The sequence below is a fragment of the Glutamicibacter sp. NPDC088483 genome, from assembly GCF_044753145.1.
In the GTDB taxonomy this organism is placed as follows: domain Bacteria; phylum Actinomycetota; class Actinomycetes; order Actinomycetales; family Micrococcaceae; genus Glutamicibacter.
In genome coordinates this window covers 82,762-107,630 of the sequence record NZ_JBIVMP010000001.1, presented here as the reverse complement: position 1 = coordinate 107,630, position 24,869 = coordinate 82,762, and the positions used below count along the sequence as shown (strand labels likewise).

27 protein-coding genes and 1 tRNA gene are annotated in these 24,869 nt (G+C 57.0%); 15 read left to right on the top strand and 13 right to left on the bottom strand.

What is annotated here, in order from left to right; all coding sequences use genetic code 11:
* Positions 1–413: 413 nt before the first annotated feature.
* The 3 genes from ACIP6G_RS00550 to ACIP6G_RS00540 all read left to right on the top strand — a co-directional run bounded on the left by ACIP6G_RS00550 (position 414) and on the right by ACIP6G_RS00540 (position 2,865).
* A complete protein-coding gene (locus ACIP6G_RS00550) occupies positions 414–1,361 on the top strand; it encodes a heme o synthase (protein ID WP_105656652.1) in 948 nt (315 codons plus the stop codon).
* 213 nt (positions 1,362–1,574) lie between these two features.
* The gene (locus tag ACIP6G_RS00545) at positions 1,575–1,925 is read left to right on the top strand and encodes a PadR family transcriptional regulator (protein ID WP_400288097.1); all 351 of its coding nucleotides are present in this window, start codon (positions 1,575–1,577) and stop codon (positions 1,923–1,925) included.
* Positions 1,909–2,865: a DUF1700 domain-containing protein gene (locus tag ACIP6G_RS00540; protein WP_400288095.1), complete on the top strand. Its 957-nt coding sequence runs from the start codon at positions 1,909–1,911 to the stop codon at positions 2,863–2,865. The genes ACIP6G_RS00545 and ACIP6G_RS00540 overlap by 17 nt, the downstream gene beginning before the upstream one ends.
* A gap of 61 nt (positions 2,866–2,926) precedes the next feature.
* On the opposite strand, the gene ACIP6G_RS00535 is transcribed toward ACIP6G_RS00540, so the two are convergent.
* The 3 genes from ACIP6G_RS00535 to ACIP6G_RS00525 are packed head-to-tail and all read right to left on the bottom strand — an operon-like array spanning position 2,927 to position 5,612.
* Positions 2,927–3,865: a heme A synthase gene (locus ACIP6G_RS00535; protein WP_400288093.1), complete on the bottom strand. Its 939-nt coding sequence runs from the start codon at positions 3,863–3,865 to the stop codon at positions 2,927–2,929.
* 32 nt (positions 3,866–3,897) lie between these two features.
* A complete protein-coding gene (locus ACIP6G_RS00530) occupies positions 3,898–4,662 on the bottom strand; it encodes an ABC transporter permease (RefSeq protein WP_105656649.1) in 765 nt (254 codons plus the stop codon).
* Positions 4,659–5,612, bottom strand: a complete 954-nt coding sequence (locus ACIP6G_RS00525) for an ABC transporter ATP-binding protein (protein WP_400288091.1) — start codon at positions 5,610–5,612, stop codon at positions 4,659–4,661. The genes ACIP6G_RS00530 and ACIP6G_RS00525 overlap by 4 nt, the downstream gene beginning before the upstream one ends.
* Before the next feature lie 190 nt (positions 5,613–5,802).
* Between ACIP6G_RS00525 and ACIP6G_RS00520 the strand changes: the two genes are divergently transcribed.
* The 6 genes from ACIP6G_RS00520 (at position 5,803) to ACIP6G_RS00495 (ending at position 10,935) form a co-directional block, all read left to right on the top strand.
* Positions 5,803–6,588 (top strand): metalloregulator ArsR/SmtB family transcription factor, encoded by a 786-nt coding sequence (locus tag ACIP6G_RS00520; protein WP_105656647.1) that lies wholly within the window; start codon positions 5,803–5,805, stop codon positions 6,586–6,588.
* Positions 6,585–8,045, top strand: a complete 1,461-nt coding sequence (gene sufB / locus ACIP6G_RS00515; RefSeq protein ID WP_133834195.1) for a Fe-S cluster assembly protein SufB — start codon at positions 6,585–6,587, stop codon at positions 8,043–8,045. Before ACIP6G_RS00520 ends, sufB begins: the two co-directional genes overlap by 4 nt.
* Before the next feature lie 2 nt (positions 8,046–8,047).
* A complete protein-coding gene (sufD, locus tag ACIP6G_RS00510) occupies positions 8,048–9,328 on the top strand; it encodes a Fe-S cluster assembly protein SufD (RefSeq protein ID WP_400288088.1) in 1,281 nt (426 codons plus the stop codon).
* Between the two features lie 61 nt (positions 9,329–9,389).
* Complete coding sequence (sufC, locus tag ACIP6G_RS00505) at positions 9,390–10,148, top strand: Fe-S cluster assembly ATPase SufC (RefSeq protein ID WP_105656644.1); 759 nt, start codon at positions 9,390–9,392, stop codon at positions 10,146–10,148.
* Positions 10,149–10,158: 10 nt separating this feature from the next.
* A complete protein-coding gene (locus ACIP6G_RS00500) occupies positions 10,159–10,503 on the top strand; it encodes a metal-sulfur cluster assembly factor (protein WP_133834193.1) in 345 nt (114 codons plus the stop codon).
* 147 nt (positions 10,504–10,650) lie between these two features.
* On the top strand, positions 10,651–10,935 hold the full coding sequence (locus ACIP6G_RS00495; RefSeq protein ID WP_400288086.1) for a metal-sulfur cluster assembly factor: 285 nt from the start codon (positions 10,651–10,653) through the stop codon (positions 10,933–10,935).
* A 17-nt stretch (positions 10,936–10,952) separates the two neighbouring features.
* Here ACIP6G_RS00495 and ACIP6G_RS00490 read toward each other — a convergent pair whose 3' ends face one another.
* The 6 genes from ACIP6G_RS00490 to ACIP6G_RS00465 form a co-directional block, all read right to left on the bottom strand.
* On the bottom strand, positions 10,953–12,116 hold the full coding sequence (locus ACIP6G_RS00490) for a thiolase family protein (protein ID WP_400288084.1): 1,164 nt from the start codon (positions 12,114–12,116) through the stop codon (positions 10,953–10,955).
* Positions 12,113–13,552, bottom strand: a complete 1,440-nt coding sequence (locus ACIP6G_RS00485) for a class I adenylate-forming enzyme family protein (RefSeq protein WP_400288082.1) — start codon at positions 13,550–13,552, stop codon at positions 12,113–12,115. Before ACIP6G_RS00485 ends, ACIP6G_RS00490 begins: the two co-directional genes overlap by 4 nt.
* A gap of 4 nt (positions 13,553–13,556) precedes the next feature.
* Positions 13,557–14,138 (bottom strand): biotin transporter BioY, encoded by a 582-nt coding sequence (locus tag ACIP6G_RS00480; RefSeq protein WP_400288081.1) that lies wholly within the window; start codon positions 14,136–14,138, stop codon positions 13,557–13,559.
* A gap of 45 nt (positions 14,139–14,183) precedes the next feature.
* Positions 14,184–14,789: an energy-coupling factor transporter transmembrane component T family protein gene (locus tag ACIP6G_RS00475; protein ID WP_400288079.1), complete on the bottom strand. Its 606-nt coding sequence runs from the start codon at positions 14,787–14,789 to the stop codon at positions 14,184–14,186.
* Positions 14,786–15,475, bottom strand: coding sequence for an ABC transporter ATP-binding protein (locus tag ACIP6G_RS00470; RefSeq protein ID WP_332594705.1), 690 nt, complete (start codon positions 15,473–15,475; stop codon positions 14,786–14,788). The genes ACIP6G_RS00475 and ACIP6G_RS00470 overlap by 4 nt, the downstream gene beginning before the upstream one ends.
* A 148-nt stretch (positions 15,476–15,623) precedes the next feature.
* Entirely contained in the window at positions 15,624–16,340 is a 717-nt protein-coding gene (locus tag ACIP6G_RS00465) for a LysE family translocator (RefSeq protein WP_400288077.1), read from the bottom strand.
* A gap of 155 nt (positions 16,341–16,495) precedes the next feature.
* Between ACIP6G_RS00465 and ACIP6G_RS00460 the strand changes: the two genes are divergently transcribed.
* Entirely contained in the window at positions 16,496–16,942 is a 447-nt protein-coding gene (locus tag ACIP6G_RS00460; protein ID WP_400288076.1) for an Lrp/AsnC family transcriptional regulator, read from the top strand.
* Here the strand turns inward: ACIP6G_RS00460 and ACIP6G_RS00455 are convergent.
* Entirely contained in the window at positions 16,939–18,156 is a 1,218-nt protein-coding gene (locus ACIP6G_RS00455) for an MFS transporter (RefSeq protein ID WP_400288074.1), read from the bottom strand. The two genes, ACIP6G_RS00460 and ACIP6G_RS00455, sit on opposite strands and share 4 nt — an antisense overlap.
* 293 nt (positions 18,157–18,449) lie before the next feature.
* Here ACIP6G_RS00455 and ACIP6G_RS00450 point away from each other — a divergent pair, with 293 nt between their 5' ends.
* The gene (locus ACIP6G_RS00450) at positions 18,450–20,162 is read left to right on the top strand and encodes an FAD-binding dehydrogenase (RefSeq protein WP_400288742.1); all 1,713 of its coding nucleotides are present in this window, start codon (positions 18,450–18,452) and stop codon (positions 20,160–20,162) included.
* A gap of 80 nt (positions 20,163–20,242) precedes the next feature.
* Here ACIP6G_RS00450 and ACIP6G_RS00445 read toward each other — a convergent pair.
* Together ACIP6G_RS00445 and ACIP6G_RS00440 are read right to left on the bottom strand one after the other, a co-directional pair.
* Positions 20,243–20,316, bottom strand: a tRNA-Arg gene (locus ACIP6G_RS00445).
* 20 nt (positions 20,317–20,336) lie between these two features.
* Positions 20,337–20,555 carry a hypothetical protein gene (locus tag ACIP6G_RS00440; protein ID WP_400288072.1) on the bottom strand — a complete coding sequence of 73 codons (219 nt, stop codon included), beginning with the start codon at positions 20,553–20,555 and terminating at the stop codon, positions 20,337–20,339.
* Here ACIP6G_RS00440 and ACIP6G_RS00435 point away from each other — a divergent pair.
* The 3 genes from ACIP6G_RS00435 to ettA all read left to right on the top strand — a co-directional run bounded on the left by ACIP6G_RS00435 (position 20,554) and on the right by ettA (position 23,655).
* Positions 20,554–21,318, top strand: coding sequence for a lysostaphin resistance A-like protein (locus tag ACIP6G_RS00435; protein WP_400288070.1), 765 nt, complete (start codon positions 20,554–20,556; stop codon positions 21,316–21,318). The two genes, ACIP6G_RS00440 and ACIP6G_RS00435, sit on opposite strands and share 2 nt — an antisense overlap.
* A gap of 91 nt (positions 21,319–21,409) precedes the next feature.
* Positions 21,410–21,859, top strand: a complete 450-nt coding sequence (locus ACIP6G_RS00430) for a single-stranded DNA-binding protein (protein ID WP_400288068.1) — start codon at positions 21,410–21,412, stop codon at positions 21,857–21,859.
* Between the two features lie 113 nt (positions 21,860–21,972).
* Positions 21,973–23,655, top strand: coding sequence for an energy-dependent translational throttle protein EttA (gene ettA, locus ACIP6G_RS00425; RefSeq protein ID WP_105661447.1), 1,683 nt, complete (start codon positions 21,973–21,975; stop codon positions 23,653–23,655).
* A gap of 68 nt (positions 23,656–23,723) precedes the next feature.
* Here the strand turns inward: ettA and ACIP6G_RS00420 are convergent, their stop codons facing one another.
* On the bottom strand, positions 23,724–24,230 hold the full coding sequence (locus tag ACIP6G_RS00420) for a flavin reductase family protein (RefSeq protein WP_400288066.1): 507 nt from the start codon (positions 24,228–24,230) through the stop codon (positions 23,724–23,726).
* Between the two features lie 132 nt (positions 24,231–24,362).
* Between ACIP6G_RS00420 and soxR the strand changes: the two genes are divergently transcribed.
* Positions 24,363–24,869 (top strand): redox-sensitive transcriptional activator SoxR, encoded by a 507-nt coding sequence (gene soxR / locus ACIP6G_RS00415; protein ID WP_332486867.1) that lies wholly within the window; start codon positions 24,363–24,365, stop codon positions 24,867–24,869.

The following is a 24,869-nucleotide window of genomic DNA, read 5'->3' as shown; positions in this document are numbered from 1 at the left end:
TTGGGAGCAGCGTCCGGGGGACCACGCGCGATCTGCCGAAATACTGTTGGGCATTTGGGACCGGATGAGTTCTCCCGCCGCGCGGGGTTATTCCATCGAAGGCTCCCGGCTCGTCGACTTTGACGTGCTGCAACGGTTCGCGGGAAACGCTGGTTGGGGCGGGGGCCGCCTGCAGAAGATCGGTTCGAGGAGCAGAATCCGATGGGAGCGCGAAGCCGCAAAGGTGCATGGCTAGCCACCGGGCAGGTGATTGTAGCGTCTTGAATTGAGCCAAATCACCATTTTTCAACTGTGATCCTCTCCGTGGGGAGTTTCAATCAATTTCTATCCAGCGTAGAATGACAGTGTCTGTCTTGTACCCGTGAAGAACTGAGTGCGTTTAATTGAAGACTCAAAGTGTCGCCGCAGCATCAGTGCCCCGCGCATCGCGTCAGCCTGATGAAAATGCCGGCGATTTTCTGAAGCGCAAGGCCAATGCCTATGTGGCGTTGACGAAGCCTCGCGTAATCGAGTTGCTGCTAGTGAGCACCCTTCCGACCATGATCTTTGCCGAACGGGGTTTCCCCTCCGTCTGGCTCATGATCTCCACCCTTGTTGGTGGAGCTATGGCCGCAGGTGCTTCTGGTGCATTCAACTGCTATATCGATCGCGATATGGATAAGTTGATGAAGCGTACCAAGGGGCGCCCTTTGGTCACTGGGGACCTCACCCCGAGGGAAGCACTGGTCTTCTCTTGGGTATTGGCCATAGCCTCCCTGGTGGTTCTCTGGGTTGGCACCAATCCGCTGACGACCGCCTTGGGCCTGGCTGCAATCCTCCTCTACGTCGTGTTCTACACTTTGATCCTCAAGCGCCGTACCGCCCAGAACATTGTCTGGGGTGGCATCGCCGGCTGCATGCCTGTGCTGATCGCTTGGGCCGCAGTGACCAACACAATTGAATGGCCAGCGATCATCCTGTTCCTGGTGATCTTCCTCTGGACCCCACCGCATTACTGGCCACTGTCCATGAAGTATGCGGATGACTACAACGCGGCTTCAGTGCCTATGCTGGGCGCGATCGCTAACGCTCGCCGCGTTTCGGTGCAGGTTGTGCTCTACGCTTGGGCCACTGTCGTTTGCTCGATGCTGCTGGTCCCACTAGGTAGCGCAGGAATCGTTTACACCGCAATCGCTGGCGGCGCGGGCATCTGGTTCGTCTACGAATCGCACGTGCTCTACCGCGAAGCGCAGAGCGACCATAAGCCGGCTGAGATCAACCGCAAGGCCATGAAGGTCTTCCATATCTCCATCACCTACTTGTCGATCGTATTCCTGGCCTTGGCCATTGACCCGTTCGTGGGTAGCCCGCTGTTCGGCTAGGTTCAACGCCCCAGCTGAGCGTCGGTTAGCGCCCTTCCTGGAATCCAAATGAAATTGGATTCCAGGAAGGGCGCTTTTCTGCGTTCAGGCGTAGTTGCCCTTTACGTTGGTCAATGCATGCGCACCAAGCGTTTAGGCAGAAATTACTCTCATCGAGGGAGATAAGACTGGACCTTGCTATGCAAGTCTTGCTACGCAAGGTATGGTTATGGCATGTCCGATCAACGCGAGAAAATCGCCACGAATATACGCAAGGGCGTCCTTGAGTACTGTGTGCTGGCTTCGTTAGCCAGCGCAGATAAATACGGGTTGGAGCTGGCAGAAGAGCTCACCGCGCGGAAGCTTACCGCCGGCGAGGGGAGCCTGTATCCGTTGCTGGCGCGCATGAAAGCCACTGGGCTGGTAGAAACCTACTGGGAAGAAAGCGCGTCGGGACGCAAACGGAAGTACTACACCATTACCGAGCACGGGCATCTGATGGTTGGCGAGTTCCGCGGGGTATGGGAAGCAATTTCAATGCAAGTCACCGATCTACTTGGAGAACAACATGGCATCGACAGCTGAGCAGTACAGCGCGGAAGCGTATTTGCGGGAATTGGGGAAGCTCCTGCGCGGTGCTCCAAGGGATATGGGCTTAGAGCTTCTGGAGGATGTGGCGCAGCATATCGAGGATGGCCGAGCCCTAGGCAGGGATGATGACCAGATCCTCGCCGCGCTAGGCAGTCCTGAAGCTGTTGCAGCCCCTCTGGTGGCCGAGTACGCGGCTCCGCAAGAGCGGGCCATCCTACGCAGGAATAGCTTGGTGCTCGGTGCGGTGGCACTGGTCCTCGGTGTCCTTGTCTCCATCATCGATACGACTCTGGCAGATACCCTGGGTGACCTGATTTTTGGCGCTTCTGTGCCAGGAGGTGAGGGCAGTAGCTACGACTCGATATATGAGCAAGGCGCATTGCAACTGCTGATCTTCGCAATATTCGGACTTGGCGTAGCGGCCACCGCGGTCATGAAGGGAAAAGCGGCACGAATCTACGGCTACGCGGCGGCCTTGTGCATGACAGTGCTCGTTGCCGGATTCATTACCAGCAGTGGAATCTTCTATATCCCGTCAATGATCGCAGCATGGATGCTTGTCGGAATCAATGGGCGTTCTTCCAAATCGGTGAATCGAGAACCGCGTTCGAAATTGATCCGCATCATTGGTGGCACTGCTCTGCTATTGCCAGTCGTGTTCCTGGGAGCCGCATCGTTCACGGGTATCGAGCCGAACGTCGCCGTATACGCATACCTTGCCCTGGGCTTGGCCTGCGGCATCGGGTTCTTGTCCAATTCCCGGATTGCTCTATGGGCTACCTGCGCTTGCGGTGCTGCCCTCCTTGCGGTTTCCGTCGTGGATCAAGGGCTGCTGCTTGCGTCATTCTGGCTAGCCGGAACAGTCTATTTCTTCTTTGGACTTTATGGTTTGATGTGGTTCACGCGCCGTGGAACGGCCGGGGGACAGCGTTAAGCATCTGGGGGTTGCCCTGCACATCGAGTGCAGGGCAACCCCCAGTCATTTACTCAGGATTCTAGTAATCGTTGCGCTGGTATTCGGGAAGGATGGCAGCCCGATCCCAGACGTTTGCCGAGGCGGCAAGCAGCAAGCTCGCGCCGAGCATGTGGGAGAGTACCAGGGCGACAGGCAACCCATTGAAATGCTGGATGTAGCCAATTGCTGCCTGGACCGCAATTGCCGCGACAAGCCACCAGATGGCGATGCGAAGCTGGGTGTTTCCGCCCTGCTTGTAGGCCAGGATCAGCACCACGATGGTTGCGGCAACGAGCAAGTACACCGGAGCAGTATGCATGCGGGTTACCAGCAGCGGATCGAACAAGTGGCGCGGGGCATCGGCATCGCCTGCATGCGGTCCGGTGCCGGTCACGATAGTTCCGAATGCCACTGCGAGCAGGGAGAAGATCCATGCGGCGAAGGAGAGCTGGCGGATCGACTTGCTGCTCTGATCGAACTTGCGGTTCTTCAGTTCCTTGGCGGTGCGGTTCACCTGGAATGTTGCCATGATGACCAGTGCGCCGGAAATCAGGAAGTGAACCGAAACGACCCAAGCGTTCAGTCCGGTCCACACGGTGATGGCTCCGATGAGCGCCTGCAACGCGATGCCGGCGAGCAAGCCGATGGACAGCTTGAACAGGGTGCGGTGGGTCGGGCGCATCTTCCAGATGGAGATCAGGAACGCGACAGCGATGACCAGCAGGACAAAGGTCAGCAGGCGGTTGCCGAACTCGATGATTCCATGGATGCCCATTTCCGGGACAGGGGTCATCGAACCGGGAACGCAATTGGGCCAGTGGGAGCAGCCGAGGCCCGAATTCGTCAAGCGTACGGCTCCACCGGTGACGATAATGCCAATCTGCGAGATCAGGGATGCGATCGCTAGACCATGCACGAGGCGAGTGACCTTCGTGGGCAGTTTATCGGCCCAGCTCTGGGTGGCTTGGGCTGAAGACATTGAAATCTCCCTTTTCGGAATTTGGGTGGTGGTCAGCTCCATTTGAACAGCTTGATGGCTGCAAAGGAGCCAACTGCTGACCAAAGGATCAAGAAGATGAGGCCAGCAATGCTGAACTGGCCGTGGATCAGGGCATCGCGCATGGCATCGCCCAGCGCTGCTGATGGCAGCGCATTCAGGGTTGGCTGGGCCCAATCAGGGGCCATGCTCAAGGGGTAGAGGACACCGCCGGCACCGGCCAGCAGGATCCAGGCAAGGTTGGTGATCGCCAACGTCGCTTCAGGGCGGACGGTGCCGGCAATCAGCAGGCCCAGCGCGGTAAACGCGGCTGCGCCCAGGAGCAGGAAGAGTATAGCCGGAGCAATGCCCCAGGGGTTCGGATGCCAGTCCAGGAACAACAAGGAGACAGAGCAGATTAAGACGACCTGGATCAGCAGGACCGACAGCACGGCAATGACCTTGCCGAAAATCAGTCCGGTTTTCCCCAGCGGCGTAGTGGAGAACATGGTCAGCACGCCATAGCGGCGGTCAAATCCGGTGCCAATTCCCTGCCCGGTGAAAGCCGTCGAAATGACGCACAAGGCCAAGACGCCAGGAACGGCGGCATCAATGCTGCGGTCTGCGACATCCTTGACCAGATCGGTCAGGGTGAGCACGAAGAGTGCAATGAGCGGCATGACAACAGCGAGAATGAGCTGTTCGCCATTGCTGAGCATCTGGATGGATTCGTATTTGCCCTGGTTCAGGATTCGGCGCAGTGGCGAGACAGCATTGGAGCGTGCCTGTGTTTGGCTCATGCCCTTCCCTCCTTTTGTGCGATTTCAAGGAAAACGTCTTCGAGGCTTCGTGACTGCAAGTTGAGCTCGGTTGGCAAAATGCCCTCCTGGAGCCACCAATGGGTTAGCCAGTTCAAGTGTTCGGGGGAGTTGACCCCGTCGAGCCGGTATTGGCCGGCTCCGGTCTCCTCCAGGTGCAATCCTGCCGGTGGTTCAGGTAGGCGCAGCCCTGCTGGGGCGCAGAAGGACACCGGGCGGGTGTCCTGGTCTTCGGCAGCGCGGGCCGTCAGCTCGGCCACGGTGCCTTGCGCCACGGTGCAGCCCTTGTCGATGATGTAGACGTAGTCGCTGAGGCGTTGCGCGTCATCCATGAGGTGGGTGGTGAGGATGATGGCCTTTCCTGCATCGCGAAGTTCGGCAATGAGGTCGAAGACTACCTGGCGGGACTGCGGATCCAGACCAGCACTTGGTTCATCGAGGAAGAGCACTTCCGGATCTCCGGCCAGCGCCAGGGCCAAGGCGACGCGCTGCTTCTGGCCACCAGAGAGACGGCGGATCGTGCGGGTGCCAAATGATTCTAGATCCAACCGTGTGATCAACGCATCAATATCAATGGGCTTCTGATAGAGGGAAGCGACGTGCCTCAAGAGCGGAACCGGGCGCATTGAGGGTGGCAACCCTCCGTCCTGGAGCATGACTCCGACGCGGGAACGCAATTCGGGATTGTCGCCGAAGGGGTTCTGGCCCAGGAGTTCGACGGTTCCGCCTTCGGGCTGAAGCAGCCCCTGGGCACAAGCGAGGGTCGTGGATTTGCCGGCTCCGTTAGCGCCTAAAAGCGTGGTGACCTGACCCGGATAAGCTTTTAGGGACACCGACTCCAGGACTCGCAACATGCGATTGTCCAAGGCGGGGACCGGACCTAAATCTTTAGCCAGCTCGTTGATGACAAGGCTGGGAGTTACAGAAGACACTGAAACATTCTACGACATGTCGAACTGGCTGAGCTGAGTGTTTTGTCACCAACCCTCGAGTTCCGTTGAGGTGGGCGGGACAATGGAAGTGTCAGAGGTTCGATTCAAGTAACGCACTGGTCGGGCAAGCATGTCCTTAGTAAGTCCTTCCTTACTAGACCTAGAGCAAAAATTTACGCATGATTGTGTTGTGTATTCATCAAATTCAGAATCAGCTAGTGGCTCCACTGCCGCGACAGTTGGCGCAGTTGGGGATACCGAGGAGCGTACGCGCGACCGCGTCCTGTACGCAGTACTCGAGGACGGGCCGGTCAGTGCTGCCGAGCTTGGAAGCAAGCTGGGCTTCACGCCTGCTGCGGTCCGCCGTCACCTCGACGCGCTCTCAAAATCGGGACTCGTAGAGGTGAAACTGGTAGCCAACCAGAAAACCGGTGCTGGACGTCCGTCGCGTCGCTACGTGCTTTCGCACCGCGGGCAGACGAAGTTGGGCAACGATTACCTGGAGATTGCTTCCGACGCATTGAAGATGCTCGGCGATGCGGCCGGAGAGGACGCGATTCGCAAGTTTGCGCGTAACCGCTTCGCATCAATGGAAGACCGATACGCCAAGGCGCTGGTCGGCGTTGAAGGGCTGGAAGCACGAGCCGAGGTGCTGGGCAATTTGCTCAGTGCAGATGGATTCGTGGGATACACCCGAAAAGTGGATACCAAAGTGGCAACTGCCCTGATGCATAGCGTGCAGCTATGCCAGGGACACTGCCCGATACAAGACTTGGCACGAGAGTTTCCAGTGTTTTGCGACATGGAAACGGAAATGTTCGCCCGCTTGCTGGGCGTCGACGTCCGACGACTGTCGACCTTGGCCGGTGGAGGACACGTGTGCACGACCCACATCCCTGTGGGGCGTGAAAAGGCGCCAATGCGCGCTGAGAAAAGAACTCGAATTCAGTTCACGAAGCAGGAGAGGCCGCGATGACGGATCAGATTGCACAGGAGTCTGCCGACCCGGGTGTAATTTCCGAAATTCTGGAGAAGAACCCCGAACTCCACGGAATCGGCAATTACGAATACGGCTGGTCAGACAAGAACGACGCGGGTGCAAATGCGCGCCGTGGCGTCGACAAGGACGTAGTGGCGAATATCTCCGCCCTGAAGTCCGAGCCAGAATGGATGCTGGAGCGTCGCCAGAAGGCGCTGAAGTACTTCGATCGCAAGCCAATGCCTACCTGGGGTCCAGACCTCTCGGGTATTGATTTCGACAACATCAAGTACTTCGTGCGTTCCACCGAGAAGCAGGCGACCTCCTGGGAAGAACTTCCAGAAGACATCAAGAACACCTACGACAAGTTGGGTATTCCAGAGGCTGAAAAGCAGCGTCTGGTGTCTGGCGTTGCCGCCCAGTACGAGTCCGAGGTTGTTTACCACCAGCTGCGTGAAGACCTTGAAGCCCAGGGCGTCATCTTCCTTGACACCGACACTGGACTGAAGGAGCACCCGGAGATCTTCCAGGAGTACTTCGGCTCGGTCATTCCAGCGGGCGACAACAAGTTCGCTTCGCTGAACACTGCCGTGTGGTCCGGCGGCTCGTTCGTGTACGTCCCGAAGGGCGTCCACGTGGAGATCCCGCTGCAGGCTTACTTCCGCATCAACACGGAAAACATGGGCCAGTTTGAACGCACCCTGATCATCGCTGATGAGGGCTCCTACGTTCACTACATCGAGGGTTGCACCGCACCGATCTACCAGTCGGATTCGCTGCACTCTGCCGTTGTGGAAATCATCGTGAAGAAGGACGCCCGCGTTCGCTACACCACGATCCAGAACTGGTCGAACAACGTCTACAACCTGGTGACCAAGCGTGCCGTCTGCGAAGAAGGCGCCACCATGGAATGGGTCGATGGCAACATCGGCTCGAAGGTCACCATGAAGTACCCAGCCGTTTACCTCGTTGGCGAACGCGCCAAGGGTGAGACCCTGTCCATCGCCTTCGCCGGCGAGGGCCAGCACCAGGACACCGGATCCAAGATGGTCCACATCGCTCCGAACACCTCTTCGGCCATTGTGGCCAAGTCGGTGGCTCGTAACGGTGGCCGCTCGGCTTACCGCGGCCTGGTCCAGGTCCAGGAAGGCGCCAAGGGCACCAAGAACTCGGTGGTCTGCGACGCGTTGCTGGTCGACCAGATCTCGCGTTCGGATACCTACCCGTACATCGACGTCCGCGAGGACGACGTAACCATGGGCCACGAGGCGACCGTCTCGCGCGTTTCCGAAGAGCAGCTGTTCTACCTGATGTCCCGCGGCATGGCCGAGGACGAGGCCATGGCAATGATCGTGCGTGGCTTCGTTGAGCCAATCGCACGCGAGCTGCCTATGGAGTACGCGCTGGAACTGAACCGCCTTATTGAACTTCAGATGGAAGGATCGGTCGGCTAAGAATGTCGGAGACCACCACCCATATCCCAGCAGAGAAGGCGCGCATCGGCGCACCATCGATTCCTGGTTTCACCGAAGAGGGCGAAGACCTTTCGCCGATCAACGACAATGACAGCTCGCCGCTGGCCGGTGCCTCCACCAAGGCGCACAGCCACGGCGGCGGAGTTGGAGTTCCCGATTCATCGCGTGCCGGTCGACTGACCAGCACCAACGTAGATGACTTCGCCAAGCTGACCGGTCGTGAAGAGGACTGGCGCTTCACCCCGCTCAAGCGCCTGAAGGGCCTGCACAGCGATGACCTCACCGGCGCGGCTCCGAAGATAGAGCTCGCCGGCAACGGAATCGCCAAGCTGTCGGTTGTTCCGGCTGGCGACGCGCTGAACGGTGTTGCGCATACCCCGGATGACCGCGTGTCGGCCAACGCTTGGAAGTTCGCTTCCGAGACCCACGTTGTGACGATCCCGAAGAACGCCGAAGGTGCCAACGCAACCCTGCGCATCACCGGCGAGTCGCTGGCAGCGGCGGCTCAGCACCTCATCGTTGTTGCCGAGGAAAATTCCGAAGCTACTGTTGTGCTGGACCACGTTGGTTCGGCAGTGCTGGCACAGAACGTCGAGTTCGACGTCCAGGCCAACGCCCGCCTGACCGTGATCTCCCTGCAGGCTTGGGAAGATGACGCCGTTCACGCTTCCTCGCAGCAAGCGCTGGTAGCTGCTGGCGCTTCGTTCAAGCACATTGTAGTTTCCTTCGGTGGCGACTTGGTTCGCGTGAACCCATCGGCTCGCTTCATCGGCGAACGCGCTGAGATCGAGCTCTACGGCTTGTACTTCGCAGATGCCGGCCAGCACCTGGAGCACCGCTTGTTCGTTGACCACGCTGTTGCCAACTGCAAGTCGAACGTGCTGTACAAGGGTGCGCTGCAGGGCAAGGACGCACACACCGTGTGGGTTGGCGATGTGCTGATCCAGAAGGCTGCTGTGGGTACCGACTCCTACGAAGCCAACCGCAACCTGGTTCTGACCGATGGCGCCCGCGCTGATTCGGTTCCGAACCTGGAAATCGAAACCGGTCTGATCGATGGTGCTGGCCACGCATCGACCACCGGCCGCTTCGACGATGAGCACCTCTTCTACCTGATGGCTCGCGGCATCGATGAAAAGACCGCACGCCGCTTGGTAGTTCGCGGATTCCTGAACGAAATCGTTCAGCAGATCGGCGATGAGGCTCTGCAGGAGCGACTGACCGACACCATCGAAGAAGAATTGGCTGCTACCGAGAACTAGGTAGTGCTCGCTTCACCAGCTTTTTAGCCTTAGCGCTTTTTAGAAAGAAACGGAACGACGTATGTCTACTCTGGAAATCAAGGACCTGCACGTCTCGATTGACACCGAGCAGGGCGAGAAGGAAATTCTCAAGGGTGTAACCCTGACCATCAAGACCGGCGAAACCCACGCAATCATGGGCCCTAACGGCTCGGGCAAGTCGACCTTGGCTTCGACCATCGCTGGCCACCCGCGCTACAACGTCACCTCCGGCTCCATCACCCTCGATGGTGAAGATGTCCTGGAGATGAGCGTCGACGAGCGCGCCAAGGCTGGCCTGTTCCTGGCTATGCAGTACCCGGTAGAGGTACCAGGCGTAACCATGACCAACTTCCTGCGTACCGCCAAGACCGCCATCGACGGCGAAGCTCCAAAGCTGCGTACTTGGACCAAAGACGTCAAGGAAGCTATGAGCAAGCTGAAGATCGATGCCGACTTCGCTGGCCGTAACGTCAACGAAGGCTTCTCCGGCGGCGAGAAGAAGCGCGTCGAGATCCTGCAGCTGGAACTGTTCAAGCCCAAGTTCGCAGTACTGGACGAGACCGACTCCGGCCTGGACGTCGACGCTCTGAAGGTTGTCTCCGAGGGCGTTAACCGCGCACAGGACGAGAACGAAATGGGCACCCTGCTCATCACCCACTACACCCGCATCCTGCGCTACATCAAGCCAGAATTCGTGCACGTGTTCGTGGATGGCCGAGTTGCAGAACAGGGCGGCCCGGAACTGGCTGACCGTCTGGAAGAAGAAGGCTACGACCGTTACCTGAACGTCAAGGCCTAAGGTTACAGTCATGAGCGAATCGACCGAACAGAGCACGGGAGCCGCTACGACTCCTCTGGAAGACGTTGAGGAAGCGCTCAAGGACGTCATTGACCCTGAACTGGGTGTCAATATTGTCGACCTGGGTTTGCTGTACGGCCTGAAGTACGCGGATGACGGCGTACTTTTGCTGGACCTCACGCTGACAACCGCCGCTTGCCCGCTCACCGATATTATCGAAGAGCAGGTCGGCCAGGCGCTGGAGAGCGTTGTGGACGACCACCGTTTGAACTGGGTCTGGATGCCGCCTTGGGGTCCAGAACGAATCACCGATGACGGTCGCGATCAGATGCGAGCCCTGGGCTTCAACATCTAATTTAGACTGTTTCAAGCAGAACCGCTTGCTCCCTACGGGGGTGAGCGGTTCTGTTCGTTAACGCCCGAGGGGCCTGCATTCCTTCTGGTACCTCGTGGAAGAGCCGAAAGCGAAAGGGGTACCCGGGGCAGAATCGGGGAGCAGCGCATGTCCGAAGCTGCAAACGGTGCACATGAGAGCGCAACGTGGCCGATCGCAGAAATCGACGAAGCACCCAAGTACGTGAATGACCTCGAGCTGGGAGTCAACATTGTTGGCCTGGGCCTGCTTTACGGACGGTGTTTCGACGGCGATTCAGTCCTGGAAATCGACCTGACGTTGACGACGCCTGCCTGCCCGCTGACCGATCTACTCGAAGCGCAGATTGATGAAGTGCTGAAGAACCTTGTCGACGGCCGGAATCAGATGCAGGCCTTGGGGTTCAACATCTAGGCCAATGCCCCAAGGGCTCAATGCGGTACTGACTCGAAAGCAACCGCGCTTCCGGTGCCACCCGCGGCGGCCATGAGCGCGATCGCCCTTTGCCCAGGTATCCGGGCCTGGTTGGCCTGCCAGAACAGCCGAGTCGCAAGAATCGCGCCGCTAGCACCGTAGGGGTGTCCCAACGCCAAGGCCCCGCCACCCTGGTTCACCGTCACCTCGGTGATCCCTAGCTCATCGAGGCATGCCAGGGCCTGGACGGCAAAGGCTTCGTTGAACTCGATCAGTGGAGTGCTGGAAGCAGCAGCGGATGGCAGCAGGCCGATGAGCTTGCGGTACGCCGGTACCGCCGCCATGCCGAGAATGCCGGGATCGCAAGCACCTGAAGCAGAAGCAAGGTAGCGCATTGCGAAGGTTGGGTTCAGTCTCTGGCGCATTTGTTCGCTCACCAAGATCACCGCGGCTGCACCATCGTTAATCGGGCAGGAGTTTCCCGCAGTCACGGTGCCACCGGGTACGAATGCCTGCTTGAGCGCGGCGAGCTTGCGAAGTGTCAGTCCGGGCCTGGGGCAGGTGTCGGCCGCTACTTGCCCGTTGCTTGTATCCACGGTGACAAGCTCGCGATCAAAGAGCCCAGCCGCTTGAGCGCGCAGCGCACGCTGGTGGCTCTGCAAAGCGAAAGAATCTTGCCGCTCTTGTGCGATGCCGTAGGACTGGGCAATATTCTCCGCAGCTTCGCCCATTTCGGGGTCCGGGTCTCGTACTGGAGTGAATCGGGCACGCGAGTAGAGGCGCGGAGGCTGGATTACGGAGGTTTGCTTTTCAACCCGCCATGGCGCGGTACTCACCGACTCCACGCCACCGGCCACCACGACATGCGCTTCACCGCAACGTATCATCCGCGCAGCGGCGGCAATTGCGTCCAGTCCACTGGCGCATTGGGCATCGATGCTGGTCGCGCTGACGGTATTGGGCAGCACCGACGCCAAAGCAGACACTCGCGCTATATTTCCGCCCGGTCCCGCCGCATTGCCGGCAAATACGTGGTCTACATCCGCAGGGGAGATGCCGCTTCGATCTATTAGCGCGTTGATCACCTGAGCCAGCAGTTGGTCTGCGGTAATGCGGGAATACTCCTTGCCTGCTCTGACGATGGGCGTGCGTGCTGCATTGATAATGAAGGCGTCATTCATCTGAGCCAGTCGCTCCGTTCAATGTCCAGATCCTGGAAGTCCAAAGCCGAGGCATTCAATTTTCCGCTGAAGGTCTCGGGCCACGATCGCAAGTAGATGATTTGGTGCGGGATCTTGTACTGGGGCAAATGCTTCTGCAGGCCGGTGAGAAGCGCGGACGGATTGCGGGGTGGCGAAACCGTGTAGGCCAGCAACTTGGCTGGTGCGCTCGATGCATCGATCCGCACTACGGCATTGGCCAGCCCCTCGGCATTAAGCGCTGCGCCCACTTCGCCCGGGTGGATATTGTTTCCGTTGAGATTCATCATCCCGTCGTTGCGACGGGACAGGACGATGCGATTTGAACCCAGGAGCTTCGCCTGATCACCAATGCCGATTGCTGTGCCGCACCGAGAGATGACAGAGTCCGAGCTAAGGTCGTACCCTTTGGCGTTGAACGGGCTATCGATATAGAGCGAGCCAAAGCCTGAACCCGGCGTTGCCTCATGGGTGTGAGCCTGCACCCCGGGAAACAGCTGGCCGTCGAAGTACGGAGTTCGCGGCTGGTTGGCCAGCCGCTCGCGATACGCGATGAGGCTGTGCTCGCTGCTCCCGAAATATTCAACGCAGCGCGCCGAGGGAGCCATCTGGTGAAGAGTTTGCATGGTCTCCTGGTCCAGGAATTCCCCTCCGCTGATGACCAATCGCAGGCTGGAGAACCGTGCCGGGTCATCCAGGGCCAGCACCTTGCCTAGAATTGTCGGTACGCTGACGATACGGGTGCAGCTGACGCGCGCCAGCAATGATGCAACGCCCTTTTGATCCCATTTTCCGGAAGCCAGGAAGGTGCCGCCAGCATGCAGGGACTCGACCATCGCGTAGAGGCCCAGACCGTGGGAAATGGGACTCGGGCAAAGAGTGGAATCATCTGGCGAAGCGCCCAAGATCGTGGCGCCGGCACTCAGGGACGCTTCCCACGATGCAGCACTCCGGAGCACAGCCTTGGGACGCGATGAGCTTCCAGAAGTACAAATGATCAGCAGGTCTTCAGCGCAATGAGTCTTGGTCGCGGGCGCAATGTATTCACCGGGCTCGGGCGGCTCGGGCGGCAAGGCGAATCTTGGGACGCCGGGCAAAGGCCGCGGAACCGTCGATTCAAGCACGAAATCGCATTGAAGAGCGGTTGCCATGGAAGTGGCCAGTTTTCCGGGCCAAGCAGGGTCAATCACCACCAATGTCTTGCCACTGCGCGCGATCGCATAAAAAGCGATGGCCATCTCAATCGGATCGCTGGTGTGCACGGCGATCCGATTGCCTGGAACGGATTCTAGCCGCTTGGCCAGAGCACCGCTTCTGCTGGCCAACTGCGCATAAGTCAGCCGGCTTTCAACCGTGAGCAGGGCAAGATGATCCGGTCGTTGATTGGCCCACCTTGCCAGTGCCTGCCACAGTTCCATCGAGCTACTTCATCAACCCGCGGTAGCTACGGTGCACGGTCAGGGCCACCAGGGTGGCGACTACGGCTTTGAGGACGTCCCCGGGCAGGAATCCGAGAGACCCCAGCAAGGATGTGCCCAGATCAAGCCCGGTAACAGCAGCGGTCCACGGAACGCCAAACAGATAGATGACGACGATTCCGCCAAGGAGAGCCGAGGCCAGTCCGGACATGAATCGGGCGACCTTGTTTTCGTTGCGCAGAACCCAGTATTTGAAGAGGGCTCCAATAACGAGTGAGCCGAAAATCCATCCAATGAGATATCCGCCGGTCGGCCCGAACAGGACTCCAAGCCCACCACGCCCACCAGCCAACAAGGGCAGCCCTGCCAAAGACAGGACTACGACAACCAGTGAGGCCAATGAACCTCGCCAAGGTCCCAATAAGGCGCCGGCCAGCATGACACCCAGGGTTTGCAGGGTAATGGGTACCGGGATGATCCCCAATGTAATAGGGGGAAGGAGCCCCATGGCCGCGATCATGGCGGCAAAGACTGCGACGTATACCGTATTGCGAGTTTGCGAAGTTGAGTCGGTGCGAGTTGGCATTGTGTTTCCTTGGAAGTGCGAGCGAGATGGAAGTAGATGACGCGCTTAGCGTCGGTAAGGTGCTGAATCGTAGCCGCGGGCGTCTAACGCTTCGGCTGTCTCGTCAGCGATTTTTAGTGATCTGATAACTAATGGGACACTCACGGCCAACGGATTGTTGCCCAGACCCCGAGCATGCTGGGCTTCGCGGACTTCGAGGTATACCTTTTTCAATTCCGGAATGAACCGTATTGTCATGGACAATCCCAATGCGATTTGCGCTGGATTAGCTCCAAGGAATCGTAATGGAGAGGCAACCTGTTGGAAGAGCTCGAGCATCGCGTCAAAGCTTGTGGTGAGGCTGACGGCGTAGGCCATCAGGCACATGGTCAGCAGCCGCAGGACCGAGACCACGGCGTTGGCCCAATCGGTTTGCAGGCCGAGAAGAATGAAGACGATGCCGAGAATCATGGCCAATGAGAACAGTGGCATGCGCAGTTGCTTGAGGTCGACCCTAGCCGAAAGCAGCAGTATCGCACTGAGAATGAACAGGGGCAGCAAGACCTGCCACGAGCTAATCAAGTAAAGCCCGATGCTCAGAACCAGCAATGTTCCGAATTTCCATCCCGGCTTAACACGCGCTAGATACGAAGTATTCTTGGCCGCGATCATGCGTGGCTCCATTGGCGGTAATGGGCGATTGCTTCTTCCGGTCGGCCATCGAATGCGATAGCTCCGTCGGTGACCACGAGAACGCGGTCGAAATCTTCAAGTATTTCCAAATCGTGCGTCACCACAATTGCACGTTGCGCCAGCTTGGCAATTTCGCGTTGGAACGCGAGTCGATTGCGCAGATCCAGCATCGTAGTGGGTTCATCGAACACAATCGTTCGTGGCCGCATGGCAAGGACGGAAGCGAGTGCAACCATTTGCTGCTCGCCGCCGGAAAGAGTGTGGCTTTCGCGATCTGCCAGATGCGAGATGTTGAGCTCTGCCAGTGTCTCATGCACGCGCAATTGGCGCTCTGCTTTGGGAATTTGCAAATTCTTCAGTCCGAACGCAATGTCTTCATAGACCAGCGGCATGATGATTTGATTTGCTGGATTCTGGAAGACAAAACCCACATCGCGGCGGATCTGCTTTGCATGATTCCGAGTGTTCAGGTCGCCAACGTGCACGGATCCTTCAGTAGGCAAAACGAGGCCATTGATGAGCCGGGAGAGCGTACTCTTCCCAGCACCGTTTGCCCCGATAATGCCGATGCGCTGTTCGTTGAGAGTCAAGCGCACATCTTTGAGGACATCGCGCTCTTCAAAGCGGACAGTGACATTCTCAAATCGAATTGGGGGTAGTTCCACGAGTGCTCCAGCGCAAGGTTCGTAGCTTGAACGGCGGGCTCCATGATCGGACAGCCATTCATGCTTGCGTTACAGATGACCGAAGAGCCATCGATTAAGAGCATACTTGATCACCGTTCAATTGTCTTGATCAGTGTTCAATAAATTCTTATGCGACGAAGAATTGTTCGTAGACCAAGCCCAGGGCCAAGAGGATCATTATGGTTCCGGAGCACATGGTTACGATGCGTGCCGCCATGGGCCGGGAACGAAGCAGCACCCTGGCAGCCAATGCAACGGAGAAGTACACGAGGATCGATACCGCGAAATGAGTAAGCCCAAGAGCGCCGGTTTGCAGGGAGAGCGGAAGATCCAGGGACGAATCCAGGTACTGCGGGATGAGGGCCACATACAGCAGTAGTGCCTTGGGGTTAGTGCCGCTGGTGAGCAGGCCCTTGAGGAATTGGCCGCGTCGCGATCGATGCCGGACCTTGTCCAATAGCGCGACGGTGCTATCGGTAGGTTCGGGTTTGCTCCGAGTGTAATCGCCATCGAGTGCTTCAATCTCCGAGGTAGATGGAGCATCGGCATCAAAGAACCTGGCGTTCCTGCAAGAACGCAGGGTCGCGATGCCTAGCCACAGCAGATAGACCGATCCGGCTGCCGTGAGCCAGAGGAGAAGTGACGGGGAACTCGCGACCAGGGCCGCAATTCCGCACACCAGCAATGCAGTATGAACCAGGTATCCCGAGAGCAATCCCCATACGGCTGGGCGATAGCTGGTTTTGCCCAGTGCAGAGGAAATGATGTACGCCCAGTCGGCGCCGGGCGTGCACGCCAACGTCACCGATACCAAGAGGAATCCGGTGAACTGCGAGAGATCCATTGCTTCTCCAAAATCTAGAAACCTGTGCTCTGATAACAGTAAGGAAAAAATCGTGAAATGTGCTTGCCGATTCTTTGGGGATATCCGTCCCTACGGCAAGAAAAAATTGCTCTGGCGTTAAATGACGCAAATTATTTGTGCTGTAGTCTAATTTCATGGATGAACTAGACCGTGCGATCTTGGCCGAGTTGCAGAATGACGGACGGATGAGCGCTACCGCGGTAGCTGCAAAAGTTGGGCTATCGGTGGCTCCCTGCCATCGCCGGATCAAAGATCTTGAGCGCAGGGGAGTCATCAGCGGCTACCAAGCGGTGATTGACCCGGAGAAGGTTGGACTGGGATTCGAGGCCCTGGTTTTCGTCACGTTGAAAGACAGAGCGCAGCTTAAGCATTTTGAATTAGCGGTAGAGAGCGAAGAGCTAATAGTTGATGCGCAGCGCCTTTTCGGCGAGCCAGACTTCCTATTGCGAGTCTTTGCCAAGGATCTGCCGCATTACCAGCGTGTATACGACGAGGTCCTAGTTGACCTACCGGGCGTGGAAAAATTGACGAGCACCATAGTCATGCGAAACATCAAGGAGCGGGCGGTTCTGCCCGTCTAGGACGTCTTGTTGGACGGCTTCCAGTTGCGGGTTACCGCCGGCGTCAAGGACAACGAAATAATCAGAACTACCGCGCAAATCCATAAGGCCTGAGGCAACTTCAAGGTATCGACGACGAAACCAATAAATGGCGGACCGCCAAGCATTGCTCCATATCCAAACGCACTGACGATGCTCACCGCTTTTGGACCCAGGCGTTCTCCGCGGGAAGCCGCGATGCTCATGCCCAAGGGGAAGCCGAGCGAGCTACCGAGGCCCCACAATGCTGCACCGAGGCCTACTAGGGAGGGGCTTGTGCCGGTGATGAACAAGCCGACGCCGAGAAGGCCGATAATTCCCATGATCAGGAGTGTATTTTTCGTGCCGAAGCGGTCCACAAGGCGACCACCGACAAAGCGTCCCAGCGTCATTGCTGCGACGAACAAGGTGAACATGAGCGCGCCAATTTGATGCTTGAAACCGTGCCCGTCAACCGAAGTAACGGCAATCCAATCATTGGCCGCACCCTCGCTGAAACTTAAACCGGCGACCATTATGCCAAGCAGCAGCAAGAGTCCCATTTTGTGCGTTGATTGAGTTCGGTTCTGGGGGACATCCTTGTTGATTGGAACCAAATTTTCGTTTTCCCAGCAGGTAATACCTCGATGGGCAACGTAAGCGAGAAGAAGAATGATGACCGCGACAAACGAGAAGTGCCAAAGGCTCGAGATATTCAAGGAAATGGTTGCTGTTGCCACCCCGGCGCCAATTAGGGTTCCCAGGCTGAAGAACCCATGAAGGGAAGGCATGATGCTGCGGCCGACACGACGTTCAACCTGTGCGCCGCTGACGTTCATCATGATGTCCAAACAGCCAAAAGTAAGCCCGTAAAAGAACAGGGCTACGTAGGCAAGAGTGGCTTCCTCGGTTATGGAAATAGCTATGCCCAGTACGACCAAGCATGCTGCTAATCCGATGGGCAAACAGCACAACAGGCGGCGTGTTGGAACGAATTTGCTCACCGACGGAATAAGGGAGATTCCGAGCAAAGTTCCGATGGTGCTGCAAATCAAGAACGACCCGAGGTTCAAACCAGAGAAATCGAAAACAGCGTCGATAATGGAGAGGCGGCCTGCCCAAGTCGCAAAAGATAATCCTGCAAGAAGGAATATTAGATTGATGCTGGTGCGTTCCGTGATTCTCTGTCGCGCGAGGTGGGCGACCAGTTGGGTCATCGGGCACTGTCCCTTTCGATTTCTACAATTCCTAGAGTTTATCTCAAATTAGGGGGATAAGTTACTGTTCAGTCGGGATTCTGCGTGATTATGCGCCGCTGCACGGCTCACGATCATGACATTCACAGATTCGACGGCCGGACCAGGAAAAGAAACGGTGGTGAAGAACGAAAGTTCTCGCTAGTCAGCAGATTTCTTTGCGGAAAATACGGGTATGGTGGCATTGCCTACCGGGAAGTACGCTCGAGATGAAAACTCGTAAATTTCTTGCGTGCAGAGGTGGGATCGTGAAGTTGAGTTCCGAACAATGCGGAGTGATCATCGTGGGTGCTGGATTGGCCGGGTTGGTTGCAGCGTCCGAGGCACTTGATGAAGGACTGAGAGTCCGAATCCTGGATCAGGAAAACAGGGGTAATCTCGGCGGCCAGGCTTACTGGTCTTTTGGGGGACTGTTTCTCGTTGGAACTCCTGAACAGCGACGCTTGGGAGTTCGTGATTCTTTTGACCTTGCCTGGTCGGATTGGCAGCATAGTGCACAATTTGACCGGTTGGACGATGAGGACCTGTGGGCGCAACGTTGGGCCAAAGCCTACGTGGAGTTCGCAGCTACTGAAAAACGGTCCTGGATCAAGCAAAAGGGCATAGATCTGACTCCAGTTGTGGGCTGGGCAGAGCGCGGCGATGGTCGCGCCGATGGGCATGGGAATTCTGTACCCAGATTTCACATCGCCTGGGGAACTGGCACCGGGGTATCGATGCCATTTGTGAATAGGGTGCTCGACGGACTGCAAACGGGACATGCCGAGTTGCTCAACCGCCACAGGGTTACTGGATTGGTGACCACTGACGGTTCAGTTACCGGCGTTCGCGGTGAGGTCTTGTCGCCTGATGACGCTCCACGCGGGCAACAGTCGTCAAGAAACGTGGTTTCGGAGTTCGAGTTTTCGGCTGAAGCCGTGGTGATTGCAACCGGGGGAATAGGCGGAAATCAGGACCTGGTTCGGAAATTCTGGCCCGACAGGCTCGGCATCGCGCCGGGGCGCATGATTACCGGCGTTCCGAATTATGTTGACGGCAGCGGCATTGAACTCTCGCAGGAGGTGGGGGCGCGTCTTGTTAACCGCGATCGAATGTGGCATTACACAGAGGGAATCCAGAATTGGAACCCAATTTGGCCCGCTCATGGAATTAGAATTTTGCCCGGTCCAAGCCCGATGTGGTTCGATGCTGAAGGGAACCGCCTTCGTCCTCCTTGCCTTCCAGGGCACGACACTTTGGGCACGTTGAAATACCTGCGCACCGATCCCACTGCGCGAAAGTACGACTATTCATGGTTCGTGCTGAATCAGCGAATTATCGAGAAGGAGTTTGCGCTGTCAGGGTCGGAGCAAAATCCAGATCTGACTAATCGGGATAAAGCCGGAGTTATCAAGGACCGGATCTTTGGCAAGGGTGCTCCGGGGCCGGTCATGGATTTCTTGAACAAAGGTGCGGATTTCGTTTCAGCGACTACCGTCGAGGAGCTCGTCACGAAAATGAATGCAATCGCCCCGGAAGCACATATTGATCCGATGCGGCTTCACCAGCAATTAATGGTTCGTGATTCGCAAACTGAAAATCCATTTAGCAAAGATCGCCAAATTCAATCTATCCGCAATGCCCGAAAGTACATCGGAGACCGTTTGACCCGAGCAGTTGCTCCGCACAGCATACTCGATCCTGCGGCGGGGCCATTGATAGCTGTGAAGCTGCACATTCTGACACGAAAGTCATTAGGCGGACTGCAGACAGATCTATCTGGGCGAGTCCTCAAATACGACGGAACAGTTCTTGACGGGCTTTATGCGGCCGGTGAAGCATCTGGATTCGGGGGAGGCGGGATGCATGGGTACAACGCGCTGGAAGGAACTTTCTTGGGCGGGTGCTTATTTAGTGGCCGGCAAATAGGACGAGGGCTGGCTGACAGGATCGGCCGGAAAGGGCCTCAAGCTAGAAAAGAGGCCTAACACTGGTCAAATTCCTAGATCTGGATAGATGCGAAAACCGCCGTTCACTTGCATTACCAAGTGAACGGCGGTTTATTTCGTACCCCCGGCCGGATTCGAACCGGCGACCTAGAGATTAGAAGGCTCTTGCTCTATCCAGCTGAGCTACGGAGGCATAACCGAAAATAGTTTAGCTCATTGATCACCAAAAATACGACTTGAGGCCGATAGGCTGGAGAAGCGAATGTAGATCATCATCTGATTAGGAGTAGTTAAGTTGCCGAAATTGAGAATCGGTAGCGTGTTGAGCATCGTGTGCTTCTGTCTGCTAAGCGTGGTTTTAGCTTGGGCCGTAGCGTTGCCGCTTTGGATGGGAGAAGGCATAAATGATGCCAAGCTTCCAGGAATCGCCATGGCAATGATGTTTACCCCGACCATCGCTGCTCTAGTGATTGCCATTGTCGAACGCCGGCTAACGAGCTTCAGCTCCGAGGTTGGGCTCTGGCCAATCAAGCGTCCGGGGAAGTTTGCCATCGCACTGGTGCTGTCCTATGGGATTCCGCTCGGGCTCATACTTCAAGCGCCCTTCATCGGAACATGGCTAGGGGTCTTCCCTGGTGATCTGCAGAATTTCACCGTACTGCGCGTTGTCTCCGGCCAGGAAGGCCCGACAATCTACCTTCTCGGACAGGTGGGGTTGATAGTTGTCGCTGGCCTCATGAATTCCTTGTTTGCTTTAGGAGAGGAGATTGGTTGGCGGGGATGGCTTTGGATTCGCCTGCAGCCTTATGGGCAGCTTGTATCAATTCTTGTATCCGGCGTCGTCTGGGGGATCTGGCATGCACCATTGGTGCTTCTGGGCTACAACTATCCGATGGCTACGGGCGCGTGGGGAGTCATGGCTATGTGCGGCATGTGTACCGTATTTGGCGCCTTCCTTGGCTGGTTGCGTACCTACAGTGATTCCGTATGGCCAGCGGCTTTGGCGCATGGAGCCTTCAACGCCAGCGTGGGATTGGTTTCACTGTTTATGGTGATGGGAGTTCCTTTGGACGCAACAAAAGCATCAATCATGGGTTGGTCCGGCTGGATCTTGCCAGGAACCGTCATAGCCGCCATGCTATTGAAAGGCGCATTCAAACCTCAATGGGCTAAAGATTTATCCACAGGCCGTTGACTTTGCGTCCGACCGGATCTTGCGGTGCGCCATCATCGGATTCAATGGCAGAAAAGGCTTCTGCCATTTGTATCCAATAGGAGGCAGTCCAATGAGCGATCTTGTGACAATCCGCGGAATTGTCGGAACGGAACCTCAACTCAGCATTACGCCCAAGGGCGTTTCCATCTTGAAATTCCGAGTAGCGACGCATGAGCGAAAACGCGATCTTGAAACAGGGCATTGGGTCGACGGGCCGACCAATTGGTATGCGGTTTCGGCGTTCCGTGCCCTGGGAGAGAATTCCATGGAATCCCTGGGGCAAGGCGACCATGTAATGATTTTCGGAAAGTTGCAGATCCGAGAATACGAACGAGCAGATGGCTCGCGAGGGAATAGCGCAGATATCGAGGCTTATTCAATTGGTCACGATCTGCGTTTTGGAACGAGTTCCTTCAACCGTGTACGGACAGATACCGGCGAAATGGAGCGTGTGCAGCACCCGTCACGTTCGTCCGACACTGAAGCGAGCTGGCAAAGCGAGGATGGGGAAGCGGCCTGAAGACGCGTGTTCTGGTGGTGTTTGAGGGTTTCGTGTGAATCCGGGCACCACCAACCCAAAATAGTGGTGTGTGGATTCGGAAATGACCCCCGCAACAGACTAGCCTTAAGAACATGGCGGAATTCATTTACACGATGACCAAGGCTCGCAAGGCCGTTGGCGACAAAGTCATCCTTGACAATGTCAGCATGTCGTTCTTCCCCGGTGCCAAAATTGGCGTCGTGGGACCCAACGGTGCTGGTAAGTCAACGATCCTAAAGATCATGGCGGGGATCGATACTCCCTCCAACGGTGAAGCGCGTCTTTCACCGGGCTACTCGGTAGGCATCCTGCTGCAGGAACCCCCACTGAATGAAGAAAAGACCGTCCTGGGCAACGTCCAGGAAGGTGTTGGCGAGATCTATGAAAAGATCACTCGCTTCAACGAAATCTCGGAAGAGATGGCACAGGACGGTGCCGACTTCGACACGCTCCTGGAAGAAATGGGCAAGCTGCAGGAAGCGATTGACGCTGCCGACGCTTGGGACATTGACAATCAGCTCGAACAGGCAATGGACGCGCTGCGCTGCCCACCAGGCGACGAGAAAGTTACCCACCTCTCCGGTGGTGAACGTCGACGTGTAGCACTGTGCAAGCTTCTCCTGCAGAAGCCGGACTTGCTGTTGCTCGATGAGCCTACTAACCACTTGGACGCAGAGTCCGTACTGTGGCTGGAACAGCACCTGGCATCTTACCCGGGCGCCGTGCTGGCCGTAACCCACGACCGCTACTTCCTGGACCATGTCGCCGAATGGATCTGTGAAGTTGACCGCGGTCGCCTGCACCCATACGAGGGCAACTACTCCACTTACCTGGAGAAGAAGCGCGAGCGCATGGAAGTTCAGGGCAAGAAAGACCAGAAGCTTGCTAAGCGTCTGGCAGAAGAACTCGAGTGGGTTCGTTCGAACGCCAAGGGCCGTCAGACTAAGTCGAAGGCTCGTCTGGCGCGCTACGAGGAAATGGCTGCGGAAGCCGAGCGCACCCGCAAGCTGGACTTCGAAGAAATCCAGATTCCGCCAGGCCCGCGCCTGGGCCAGCTGGTAATCGAAGCCGAAAACTTGAAGAAGGGATTCGGCGATCGTGTATTGATCGATGGTCTGTCCTTCTCGCTACCGCGCAACGGCATCGTGGGTGTCATTGGTCCCAACGGCGTCGGCAAGTCGACCCTGTTCAAGACCATCGTTGGCATGGAAGAGCTTGACGGTGGCACCCTGAAGGTCGGCGACACGGTCAAGATTTCCTATGTCGACCAGAATCGCGAAAATATCGACCCAGAGAAGTCGTTGTGGGAGGTCGTTTCTGACGGCCTCGATTACATCAACGTCGGTCAAGTTGAGATGCCATCGCGTGCCTACGTTTCGGCGTTCGGGTTCAAGGGCCCAGACCAGCAGAAGAAGGCAGGTGTTCTCTCCGGTGGTGAGCGCAACCGTCTGAACCTGGCACTGACCCTCAAGCAGGGTGGCAACCTGTTGCTGCTCGATGAGCCTACTAACGACTTGGACGTTGAAACCCTGTCGTCGTTGGAAAACGCGCTGCTTGAGTTCCCGGGTTGCGCTGTAGTGGTCTCCCACGACCGTTGGTTCCTGGACCGAGTCGCGACCCACATCTTGTCGTACGAGGGCACTGAGGAGAACCCATCGAACTGGTACTGGTTCGAAGGCAACTTCGACTCTTACGAGAGCAACAAGGTTGAACGATTGGGTGCCGACGCGGCTAAGCCGCACCGTGTTACCCACCGTCGCCTGACCCGCGACTAATCCACGGGCATGAAAATAGCCGCCACATTTGTGGCGGCTATTTTTATGCCGCAGGAGGCATCGTTCAATTAGCTCGTCGTCGAATCGGCACGCAATCCGGACAATTTCAGATACTCGCGATCCTGGTAAAGCAGGTGTTGCTGTTGCGCATGCCCGAAGAGTACCGCATGGACTTCAGCAGCAATCAGGCGGGAGCCTCCAACGCTGATGGAGGAGTGGATACTGGCGCGGAAAGCAACGGGAGCCTCGATGAAATGTGGCTCGCCGGTGGGCAAGACCCGGAAATGTTGATCGCTGGTAAATCGTGGGGCACCCGGGCGCGCGAAATTATTTGCCAGCTCGTGCTGGTCTTCGCCGAGCATATGGATCACGAAACTCGATGCTGCTAGCACAGCGCCGGCAGCGCCGGATTCTTTGGCCAGCGAGAACGAAACGGCAACGGGATCAATGGAAAGTGAAGCGAGGGAAGAGATAGTTAAACCGTAGAATGCCCCGTCGACCGCTGCAGTAATCACTGCTACTCCAGCAGGATGGTGACGGAAGGCTGTACGGAATCCATCTGATAATTCGCTCACTGAGCCGCTCCTTTGCCTGGAGTTGGAATAAAACTCCAGTAACTGATGCAAAAGCCCGAGCTTTTGCCAACAACTTTGAATACTTCCACCCTAAGACCTCAAGTAAACTTGAGGTCAAGGAAAGGGGTGGTGATGCTTCACACAGCGGAATCTGGGGATTGCGAAAAAGATTTTCCCGGGCGTGAACTGCTAAGCATCGGGCAGGTTAGCGAACGCACTGGTGTGGCCAGATCTGCACTGCATTATTACGAAGATATTGGGCTGATCGTTTCCATGCGGACAGCGGGGAATCAGCGACGCTATCCTCGCCACTTGCTGCGTCGTATCTCGTTGATCAGTGTCGGCAGTAAGTTGGGCATCCCACTCAGCGACATCAAGCGTGCTTTGGCACCAGTGCCGATGGGAAAAATCCCCGAGGAAAGAGACTGGCTTCGCGCGACAGAGGAATGGAAGAAAGTACTCGAAGCGAGGCGGCGTGCCATCGAGGAATTAGAAGATCGGCTTATGGGATGCATTGGATGCGGCTGCCTGTCGATGCAGGCCTGCAGCCTCCTGAATCCGGAAGACCAATTGGCGCGTGAAGGTGTGGGCGCGCGGCGATTGGAAGCACCCGCAGATGCCGGGGAGCAGTCCATGTAG